At 67.6% G+C, this 9920-nt stretch carries 8 protein-coding genes; 6 read left to right on the plus strand and 2 right to left on the minus strand.

What is annotated here, in order from left to right:
* The first annotated feature begins 167 nt into the window (after positions 1-167).
* Positions 168-2072: a T9SS type A sorting domain-containing protein gene (locus tag HOP12_09380; protein NOT34367.1), complete on the plus strand. Its 1905-nt coding sequence runs from the start codon at positions 168-170 to the stop codon at positions 2070-2072.
* Between the two features lie 51 nt (positions 2073-2123).
* Here HOP12_09380 and guaB read toward each other — a convergent pair whose 3' ends face one another.
* A complete protein-coding gene (gene guaB, locus HOP12_09385; GenBank protein NOT34368.1) occupies positions 2124-3617 on the minus strand; it encodes an IMP dehydrogenase in 1494 nt (497 codons plus the stop codon).
* 49 nt (positions 3618-3666) lie between these two features.
* The gene (locus HOP12_09390; protein ID NOT34369.1) at positions 3667-4485 is read right to left on the minus strand and encodes a hypothetical protein; all 819 of its coding nucleotides are present in this window, start codon (positions 4483-4485) and stop codon (positions 3667-3669) included.
* A 577-nt stretch (positions 4486-5062) separates the two neighbouring features.
* Between HOP12_09390 and secD the strand changes: the two genes are divergently transcribed.
* The 5 genes from secD to HOP12_09415 all read left to right on the plus strand — a co-directional run.
* Positions 5063-6640 (plus strand): protein translocase subunit SecD, encoded by a 1578-nt coding sequence (gene secD / locus HOP12_09395; GenBank protein NOT34370.1) that lies wholly within the window; start codon positions 5063-5065, stop codon positions 6638-6640.
* Between the two features lie 15 nt (positions 6641-6655).
* Positions 6656-7570: a protein translocase subunit SecF gene (secF, locus tag HOP12_09400; GenBank protein ID NOT34371.1), complete on the plus strand. Its 915-nt coding sequence runs from the start codon at positions 6656-6658 to the stop codon at positions 7568-7570.
* Between the two features lie 14 nt (positions 7571-7584).
* Complete coding sequence (locus HOP12_09405) at positions 7585-8745, plus strand: hypothetical protein (GenBank protein NOT34372.1); 1161 nt, start codon at positions 7585-7587, stop codon at positions 8743-8745.
* 34 nt (positions 8746-8779) lie between these two features.
* Positions 8780-9475 carry a DUF4159 domain-containing protein gene (locus tag HOP12_09410; GenBank protein ID NOT34373.1) on the plus strand — a complete coding sequence of 232 codons (696 nt, stop codon included), beginning with the start codon at positions 8780-8782 and terminating at the stop codon, positions 9473-9475.
* A 46-nt stretch (positions 9476-9521) separates the two neighbouring features.
* A partial coding sequence (locus HOP12_09415) for a hypothetical protein (protein ID NOT34374.1) occupies positions 9522-9920 on the plus strand: 399 nt, incomplete at its 3' end.

The raw sequence follows: 9920 nt of genomic DNA on the forward strand, positions 1-9920 counted from the left end.
CTGTAGCGCCCCCCCCCTGTGTCAATCTTTTTTCCGCGCTTCCACCGATTCGAGGCCCAGGCATGCCCCACCTCTTGCGGATCCCAGTCGCTATCGTCGTGGCCCTGGTTCTCGGCACCACGATGCCCCGGCCGGCGGTGTCTCAGTGGCTGCCGGGCGGGGTTGAGATGTGCGCCCCCCCTTGCAGGCCGGGTGGCCCGCTCCTCGCCGCCGACGGCCAGGGCGGTGTCTTCATCTGCTGGGAAGACAGTCGTAACAATACGGACTCCAACGTCTACGCCCAGCACCTCACGTCGGAGGGCAGCATTGCGCCGGGCTGGCCAGCGGACGGGATTTCGGTCGTGGCGGAGATTCGGTCGCAGACTCCGCTCGCAATCGAACCCGATGGCCTGGGTGGGGTCTACATCGCGTGGTACGACGACCGGCAACTGGTTCTGCCCGGGGGCGGCACCTCACGAGACATCTACGTGCAGCATCTGTTGGCCGACGGATCGATCGCGCCCGGTTGGGCGGTGAACGGCCTCGCGGCCTCGCGAGCACCGGATGAGCAAGCGCGCGCGACGCTGGCCACGGATGGAGTGGGTGGGGTGTACGTCCTGTGGGTGGACTGGCGCAATCGCCTTGCCCCCAACACGGCTGACCCGTATGCGCAGCACTTTCGCTACGACGGCACGCTGGCGCCGGGCTGGCCGGCCGATGGCCTGTCGCTGACCTCGGCGCCCGGGGGCCAGGGCACGCTCTTCTTTCGCTGCGCGCTCCCGGATGGCGAGGGCGGCTTGATCGCTCCGTTCGGCGACGGCAACTCCGGCAACCCCAATGGCGACATGTTCGCGACCCGCGTGCGACCCGACGGCACGTTCGCGCCGGGGTGGTCGCACGGCGGTCAGGCGGTGCTCGAGAACCGCGCGGGGCGCAGCGTGGCCATCGACGGCGCGGGCGGATTCCTCACCCTGGGTGTGACGATCCGGGACTTCTTCGATCGCGAGATCTACGTGCGCCGGTTCCTGTTCGACGGCACGGCCGCGGCCGGCTGGCCACCCGGCGGGGTTGCGATGTTCCCGGTGGCGCTCGGCACCGGCCGTTCGTTCGTGGAGGGGGACGGCAGCGGCGGTGCGCTGGTCGCATGGGATGGCTCTCAGCCCGGGCGACCGTACGGAGTGTTCGCGACAAAGCGCCTCGGCGACGGCACGTTGGCCCCGGGCTGGACCACGGACGGCACCCTGCTGAGCGAACCCGGTGCGCGCGCCAACCAGTTCGCGGCCGGGCTGGCAGGCGATGGTGCCGGTGGCGCTTATGTGCTGTGGGAGTACTCGGCGTGGGACTTCTTCGACAACCCCGCGTTCATTCAACATGTGACGGCGTCGGGATCGCTGGCTGCGGGCTGGCCCGAGTTCGGGCGCCGAGTGTCGACGAACCCCAATGGCCACCAGGAGCCCATCATGGTCTCGGATGGCATGGGTGGCGCGATCGTCGTGTGGCACGGGCTGGCCGGCTATTTCGCGCAGCGCATCTACGCCGACTCGCCGACCGCTGCGCTGCTCGCACTCGCGCAGGCGGAGGCGAGTGCCGAGCGGGTGCGGCTGGTGTGGCAGGGCGTGGGCGCGGGCGCCCTCGATGCCATGGTCGAGCGGCACACCGCAGCGAGCGCATGGGAGGCGATCGGCCGTGCCGTGCGCGAGCACGCCGATGCGCTGAGCTACGAAGATCGCGCGATGATGCCGGGTACTCGCCACGCCTATCGCCTGCGCTACGCCGACGCGCACGGCGAGCAGGTGACCGAGCCGGCGTGGGTCAGTGTGCCGGCGCGGCTCGAGCTTTCGCTCGAGGGCTTCCGCCCCAACCCCTCGCCGGCGACCCCGATGGTGGCGTTCACGCTCGCGGCTGCGGAAGCGGCGCGACTCGAGGTGTTCGATGTCGCCGGGCGCCGCGTGATGGTGCGCGAGGTCGGCGGGCTCGGCCCCGGCCGCCACGCGCTGCGCCTCGATGACGCGCGCCTCTCAGCCGGCGTCTACGTCGTGCGACTCGTCACCACCTCGCGCACGTTGCTCACTCGCGGGGTGGTGGCGCGGTGATGCTGAACCTGGCGTGGCCGCGCATCGCGCTCGTGCGGCGCAACTCGATCACTACCGCCCCGGCATGCCGTAGTTCGGCGCTTCCTTCGTGATCGTGATGTCGTGCGGGTGGCTTTCGCGCAGCCCCGCCTGGCTCACCCGCACGAAGCGCGCGCGGGTGCGCAGCTCCTCGATGGTCCGGACACCGCTGTAGCCCATGCCGGCGCGCAGGCCTCCGACCATCTGGAACACCGAGGTTCCCAGCGGGCCCTTGAACGGCACGCGGCCTTCGATGCCCTCGGGAACCAGCTTCGACAGCTCGTCGGTGTTCTCCTGGAAGTAGCGCTCGCGGCTCCCCTTCGCGGCGGCCATCGCCGAGAGCGAGCCCATGCCGCGATAGACCTTGAAAGAGCGCCCCTCGAGCAGCACCACTTCGCCCGGGCTTTCCTCGGTGCCCGCGAACAGGCTTCCGATCATCACGCTGTGAGCGCCGGCGGCGATCGCCTTGACGACGTCGCCGGTGTACTTGATGCCGCCATCCGCGATGATCGGCACGCCGCTGCCTTCGGTGGCACGCGCGGCTTCGATGATCGCGGTGATCTGCGCCATGCCGGCGCCGGTCACGACGCGCGTGGTGCAGATGGCACCCGGCCCCATGCCGACCTTGATCGCGTCGGCGCCGGCGTCCGCGACCGCCTTCGCGCCCTCGCCGGTGCCGACGTTGCCGACCACCAGGTCGAAGTCGGCGCCCAGGGCGCGGATCGCCTGGGCCGCCTCGAGGACTCCGCGTGAATGGGCATGCGCGCTGTCCACGACCAGCGCGTCCACCCCGGCGCGGATCAGCTCGTTCGCGCGCTCGATGAAATCGCCCGCGGCTCCGACCGCGGCGGCGACGCGCAGACGGCCGAGCGAGTCTTTGCAGGCCTGCGGATGCTTGATGCGCTTCTCGATGTCCTTGACCGTGATGAGCCCCTGCAGGCGACCCTCGGCATCAACCACCGGGAGCTTCTCGATGCGATGGCGCGCCAGGATCGCGCGGGCCTGCTCGAGTGTGGTGCCGACCGGCGCGGTGACGAGGCGCTCCCGCGTCATGACTTCGGAGACCAGCCGCCCGTGATCGTCCTCGAAGCGCAGGTCGCGATTCGTGAGGATGCCGACCAGCCGATCGTCTTCCGTAATCGGCACGCCCGAGATGTGATAGCGGGCCATCAGGCTGTGTGCTTCGCGCAGGGTGGCGCCGGGCGGCAGTGTGAACGGATCCGCGATCATGCCGCTCTCGGAGCGCTTCACGCGATCGACCTGCGCGACCTGGTCTTCGATCGAGAGGTTCTTGTGGATCACGCCGATGCCGCCCTCACGGGCGAGCGCGATCGCGAGTGCCGACTCGGTGACGGTGTCCATCGCGGCACTCACGATCGGAATGTTGATCGGAATGCGGCGCGAGAATAACGAGGAGACCGTGACCTCGCGCGGGTGGACATCGGAGCGCTGCGGCACCAGCAGGACGTCATCGAAGGTGAGGGCCTCGGGCCCGACCTTCTCGCCCCACGACACGCGCTCGCTCATGCGAAGTCCGTTCCCCTGCGGCCCGGCCGCGCCCGCTCGAGAGACGGGCTCACTTCTTCTTGCGATTCCCCGTGGCGCTCGCCGGGAGCGTTTCCTTCTTGCGCGCCAGCGTCTTCGTCTCAAAGTAGTAGTTCATGCCGATTCGGAACGAAGCAGCGTTGATCGCCGAATTCCAGCCTGAAGGAAACTGGTCGTCACGGGTCGCCAGGACGAAGTGATCGACGAGCGCGAGTTCGACCGAGGTGGTCGGCAGCGACTTGAGAAACTTCTCCATGCCGAGCTCGCCCGAACCGCCGAGGTACAGGCCCTGGTGGCGGCGCAACGTGACCGCGTCCTGCAGCGTCTTGCGGTGGTTCTGGACCGCCACGCGATAGACGCCGGGACCGGCGCCCAGGTGCCACAGCAGACTTCCCGACATCCAGGTGTACTGAAGCTGCGCGGAAACCGGGGTCAGCAGCGCGAGATAGTGTTCCTTCGTGGTGTCGCCCGGAAACTGCGGATCCGTGAACGGCGGCACTTCCTGCTTGGAGTAACCCGACCAGGTGAATCCCGGGCTCACCTGCAGACGCCAGCCCGGTGAGAGCACGTAGCGAAGCGTCGCGGCGAAGTCGAAACGCGGCAGCGCGCCGGTCGAGAAGTCCTCGGCGGCTACGAACTTCGAGGCCCCGACATACCCGGCGACCCCGGCACGCCCGGTGGTCGCACCACTGCGGGGAGCGACGATCGCGGGCCTGGCGGTGACGGCGGCGGAAACAGTATCCGTGGGTGCGGCGGGTGCCTCTTGAGCGGCGGATTCCTGCGCCGACGCGACGGCGGCGGAGAGCAGCGCGAGGCAGACGACGCTCGCCAGACCAAGACGAGACATCATGCGATCAAGACTCCTGTGCCCGGATGGGAAGGAAAGAGGGTGGGCCCGGTGCAATGAGCGCGGCAGTATAGGTAGGGGTCCCGGGAGCGTCAAGAACCGCATGATGTTCCGGGCGCGAGGCAGGCGCGGACCCGCTTCGGATGACGTTGTGTGACGCGCCGACGTCGCGGGCGAATCGACGTCGTCGAACCCTCGACGTCGTCGAGCACTTGCCTTGCAGCCCACCGTCAGCAGACGTGCGGCATTTCCACGCGAAACGACCGCAATCTGCGCTGGATTCGTTCTTGCGCGACCGGTGCCGGTTCTCCGACCGGGATCCCGCAGCTTCGCTTCCTCTCCTCTCCTCCCTCCTCACTCCCCCGAGCAGCTTCAAAATTCCTACCGGGGCCGGCCGCCAACCGGCCCCTTCCTCCCGGTTTTCGCGCGCTCGCGCAGCAGCGCATGCGGTTGGCATTCCGTTCGTTGACACCCTTCGGGCACCTCCGTAGACTCCGCTCTCCTTTTCTCGCTCCGAATGCGCCGGGATGTCGGGGTTCGCTCCGATTTCTCGGCGGTTGAACTTTTAATGGGGGTCTCGATGAACCGCATCGCCCCGTGGAAGGTCATTGCCGTCCTGGCGGCGACTGTCCTGGCCGGGTACTACCTGTGGCCGTCCTACGTCTACTACTCGATGACCCCGGCTCAGCGCGAGACCGCGCGCGTCGCGGACCCCAAGAAGTTCGCCGCGACCCGTGATCGGGCGATCCATCTGGGCCTCGATCTTCAGGGCGGCATGCATCTGGTCCTCGAAGTCGACCGGTCGAAGCTCAATCCGGCCGAGGCCAAGGACGCGGTCGACCGGGCCCTCGAGGTCATCCGTCGCCGCGTCGACGAGTTCGGCGTCGGCGAACGACCGATTCAGCGCGAAGGGCAGGATCGGATCGCGCTGCAGCTCCCGGGGCTCACCGATCGCATTCGTGCCCGCGAGATCGTCGGCAAGACCGCCTTGCTCGAGTTCCGACTGGTGCGCACGCCGGACGAGACGCGCAGCGTGTTCGCGCGCCTCGACGCGTTCCTGGCCGGGCGTGGCGCGGGCCGCAACATGGGCCTCGACACGCTGCTTCAGAGCCATCCGCTGACCGGCCACTTCATCGACATGGGAACCGGCGCGTTCGTGCGCGAACAGGACGTCCCGACGGTTCAGAATCTGCTCGCCACCGCGGGCTTGGATTCGATCCTGCCGAGCGATTCGCAGCTGATGTGGGGTGACGAAGGTCAGGGCATGTCCGGCGTGACCGGGCGTTCGCTCTACGTGCTCAAGCGCACTCCCGAGATGACCGGCGGCTCGATCGCCACCGCTCAAGCCCAGATCGGCCTGGACGAGACGAATCCGGCCGCGTGGGGCGTCTCGCTCACCATGACTCCGGCGGGCAGCGCGGAGCTCGCGCGCGTCTCGGGCAACAACATCGGCCGCAATCTCGCGATCGTGCTCGATGGCAGGGTCAACTCGGCGCCGGTGCTTCGCCAGCACATCACCGGCGGCCAGGCCTCGATCAGCGGCAACTTCGACATCGCGGCTTCGCGCGATCTGGCGATCGTGCTTCGCGCGGGCGCGCTGCCGGCGCCGGTGCACATCGTGGAAGAGCGCTCGGTCGGACCGTCGCTCGGCGCCGATTCGATTCGACAGGGCCTGACCGCGATGCTGATCGGAACCCTGCTGGTCGTGATCTTCATGTGCATCTACTACCAGCTCTCGGGCGTGATCGCGGTCGGCGCGATGCTCCTGAACATCGTCTACGTCTTCGCGTGCCTCGCGGGGGTCGGCGCGACGCTGACACTGCCGGGCATCGCGGGTCTCGCACTCACCGTCGGCATGGCGGTCGACACCAACGTGCTGGTGTTCGAGCGCATCCGCGAAGAGCTGCGGGCCGGCAAGTCGGTGCGTCAGGCCGTCCAGCTCGGCTATGACCGCGCGTTCCGGACGATTCTGGACGCCCATTTCACCACGCTCTTCAGCGCAGCGATCCTGTTCGCGTTCGGGACCGGGCCCATCAAGGGCTTCGCCGTCACGCTCTCGATCGGGTTGATCGCGAACATGTTCACCGCGGTGTTGTTCACCCGCATGATCTACGACTGGATGCTGGGACGTCGCGACGTCCAGCGTCTCAGCATCTAGCGAGGCCGATCTCTCATGATTCAGTTCCTGGTGGGGACGAAATTCCCCTTCATGAAGTACCGCCGCTATTCGTACCTGGTCTCGGGTGCGCTGATGCTGGCGACGATCGTGTGGCTCGTCATGCACGGCGGTCCGCGCCTCGGCGTCGACTTCACCGGCGGCACGCTGCTGCAGGTGAGAGCGGCGAACAACGTGGCGACCGACGTGGTCCGCACCGCCGTGGAGGCGAGCGGCCACACCGGAGCCGAGATCCAGCAGATCGAAGCCGAGGGCCACACCGAGTACATGATTCGTCTGGCGGCTCAGTCGGGTGATCCGTTTCCCGCCATCCACGCGGCGGTCGAACAGCGCGCGCCCGGCACCAACCTGGAGCTGCGCCGCACCGAACAGGTCGGCCCCAAGGTCGGTCGTGAACTGCGCGACAAGGCGCTGTGGGCCGTGCTCGGAAGTCTCGGCGGCATTCTGCTGTTCGTCGGCATTCGCTACGAATTCAAGTTCGCTCTTGGCGCCGTCATGGCGCTTTTCCACGACGTGCTCATCACGCTCGGAGCGCTGTGCTTCACGAACCGGGAAGTCTCGCTCACCGTGGTCGCAGCGCTGCTGACGATCGCGGGTTTCTCGATCAACGACACGATCGTGGTGTTCGATCGCATCCGTGAGCGCTCGAAGGCGATGCGCAAGGATCCGCACGAGCGGGTCATGGACATGGCGGTCAACGAAACGCTGTCGCGCACCATCATCACCTCGCTCACCGTGTTCCTGACGGCGCTGGCGCTGCTCGTGTGGGGCGGCGACGTACTTCGCGACTTCTCGTTCGCGATGGTCGTCGGCGTGTTGTTCGGCACTTACTCGTCGGTTTACGTCGCCAGCGGACTCGCGCTCGACATCTGGCTGTGGCTCGATCGCCGCAAGGAAACGAAATCGAAATGAGGAGGAATCCACACGTGAAGTCCCGTTTCCACCTCGCAGTTCTTCGTCGCTCAGCGGCGATCGCCTCCGCACTGCTGCTCGCAGTCGCCGCGCTGTCGTCGGTGTCGTGCTCCAAGAAGATCACCGACATCGACGCCTCGCTGGCACCCCCCGGTTACCCCGAGGGCCGGCCCGCCGACGCGCTCCTGATGCTCTATCCGGATACACCCGTACCGGTCTCACTGGTCCAGGACATCGGAGCCCCCGGCGTCTCGATCGACGATGTCTTGGTCTCGACCGAGAACGTCTACGACCTCGGGCCGGGCGCCGTCATCGGCACGATTCTCGACCACAGCGCGGCATCGCAGTACCGCATCTATCGCAAGCAGGGCGTGAACGGATTCGAGGAACTCTCGGACTTCAACGTGACTCCGGTACGCGCGTGGCTCGCCGAGCAGACCGAGCTGTTTCGCTTCGAGGATCAGGCGCCCTACGCGGCTCCGAACCGCCAGTACATCGGCCGCGGCGTGGTCGGCGGGCTGCTGACCGCTTCCGCACCGTTGACGAACGTCGTGAACCTGACCTCGGGGCTGGTCGCCGACTCCATGACGTATCGCGGCAACTTCGTCGGAGGCGGCGTCGATACGACTCGCGACTCCACGTTCGTGATGAAGTGGAATCGTGTCGAGGGTGCCGCCGGGTACTGGGTGAACGTCACCGGCTTCCTGCCCTCCGTGCTGTCGAACGTCGCGCTGATCCGTGCCGCGCTGCCGCGTCCGATCATCGCCGAGCGAGTCGCCGAGCACTACCTGGCCTACATTCCCGACGTCACGCCGCCGCCCGGCAAGCCGATGTCGCAGAAGCTCGGCGACCCGCTTCCCGCCGGCTCGCGTCTGGTGCTGTCACGGCCCGGAGTCAACGGGGCGTTCTACTGCGTCCGCATCTCCGCCGTCGACGCGAACGGTCAGGTGCTCGCCCGCATCGGTTCCAAGGGCAGCTACGCACTCGCCAGCGCCGGAGTCTCGGGCTTCTACAAGATCTTCCCGCTCGGCGCCGCCGTGGTTCAGCCGACCCGCGAGCCGCCGCCGCCGGACGGTCTTCGCTACCTCGCCGACCCCGAGCACCCACGCGCGCTGGCGCCGGGCGAAGTTCAGATCATTTCAGCTCATCAATTGCCCCCCGGTTTGATTCGTTAGCCCCGGGCCGGCCGCGGCCCGGCGGGAGCCCGCCATGTGCCACCGCCTGCTCACCGCCGCCGTCATCGCGGCCAGCCTCTGGTTCGCATCACCTTCGCGCTCCGCGGAGGCGCAGCCCGCGCCCCCCGGAGCGCGTTCGTTTTCCATTGCGCGCCTCAAGTACGGCGGCGGCGGCGACTGGTACGAGAACCGCACCTCGCTCGTGAATCTGATCCGCGGACTCCGCACTCGGACCACGATTCCAGTCGTCGGGGACCGCGAAGCCGTCGTCGAGCCCGGTGATGCCGCGCTCTTCCAGTATCCGTTCGTGTTCGCGAGCGGCCATGGGAACATCAAGTTCACTCCCGCCGAGGTCGAAAACCTGAGGCGGTACCTGGTGTCGGGCGGCTTCCTGTGGGTCGACGACGACTTCGGGATCGACGTCTCGATCCGTCGCGAGATGAAGCGCGTGTTCCCCGATGCGGCGTTCGTCGAGCTGCCGTTCACGCACGGAATTTTTCACGGCCTTTACGATTTCACCTCGGGGCTTCCGAAGATTCACGAGCATAGCGGAGGCCCCGCTCGTGGCTTCGGCATTGTTCACGATGGAAGGCTGGTCGTATTCTATTCATACGATTGCGACCTCGGAGATGGCCTCGAGGACGAGGAAGTCCATCACGATCCGGTCGAGAAGCGTGACGCCGCACTGCGCATGTCCATGAATCTCGTGCACTACGCGCTCACGCACTGACCGGCACACTCCGCGGGCCGCGGTGTTCGTACCACGGGATCCGCGCATGACCGACTTCCAACTCCGCAACCCGCTCGGCCGTCAGCACCGCTCCTACACGAACGCCGTGCTCGCGCACTTCGCGCTGCGCGCCGCCGCCGCCTGCACGGTCGCGATCGGAATCGCCGTGCTGCTCGGCGTGGCGTGGCCCACCGGTGTCGCCGGAGCGTGGCTGCGGCTCGCCTCACTTTCGGTCGGCGCGATCGCGATCCTGTTCGTGGCACTCTCCCACGTGCGCCGTCACTCGCGCACGCTGGACGGGTGGCTCGACCTGGCCGAGCAACGGTTCCCGGAGCTGCGCTCGTGGTTGCGCAATGCGCTCGAGCTGGAGCGCGCCTCGACGACTCCGGACGCACCGGTGACCTCGAACGAGCTGGCCGCCGCAGTGGTCGCCGAAGGCGCACGT

The organism is Candidatus Eisenbacteria bacterium, from assembly GCA_013140805.1.
Taxonomy (GTDB): domain Bacteria; phylum Eisenbacteria; class RBG-16-71-46; order RBG-16-71-46; family RBG-16-71-46; genus JABFRW01.

Bases quoted from the DNA above. Each gene is read 5' to 3' on its own strand.
- HOP12_09380 (NOT34367.1), top strand. From the start codon at position 168: ATGTGCGCCCCCCCTTGCAGGCCGGGTGGCCCGCTCCTCGCCGCCGAC.
- guaB (NOT34368.1), bottom strand. From the start codon at position 3,617: ATGAGCGAGCGCGTGTCGTGGGGCGAGAAGGTCGGGCCCGAGGCCCTC.
- HOP12_09390 (NOT34369.1), bottom strand. From the start codon at position 4,485: ATGATGTCTCGTCTTGGTCTGGCGAGCGTCGTCTGCCTCGCGCTGCTC.
- secD (NOT34370.1), top strand. From the start codon at position 5,063: ATGAACCGCATCGCCCCGTGGAAGGTCATTGCCGTCCTGGCGGCGACT.
- secF (NOT34371.1), top strand. From the start codon at position 6,656: ATGATTCAGTTCCTGGTGGGGACGAAATTCCCCTTCATGAAGTACCGC.
- HOP12_09410 (NOT34373.1), top strand. From the start codon at position 8,780: ATGTGCCACCGCCTGCTCACCGCCGCCGTCATCGCGGCCAGCCTCTGG.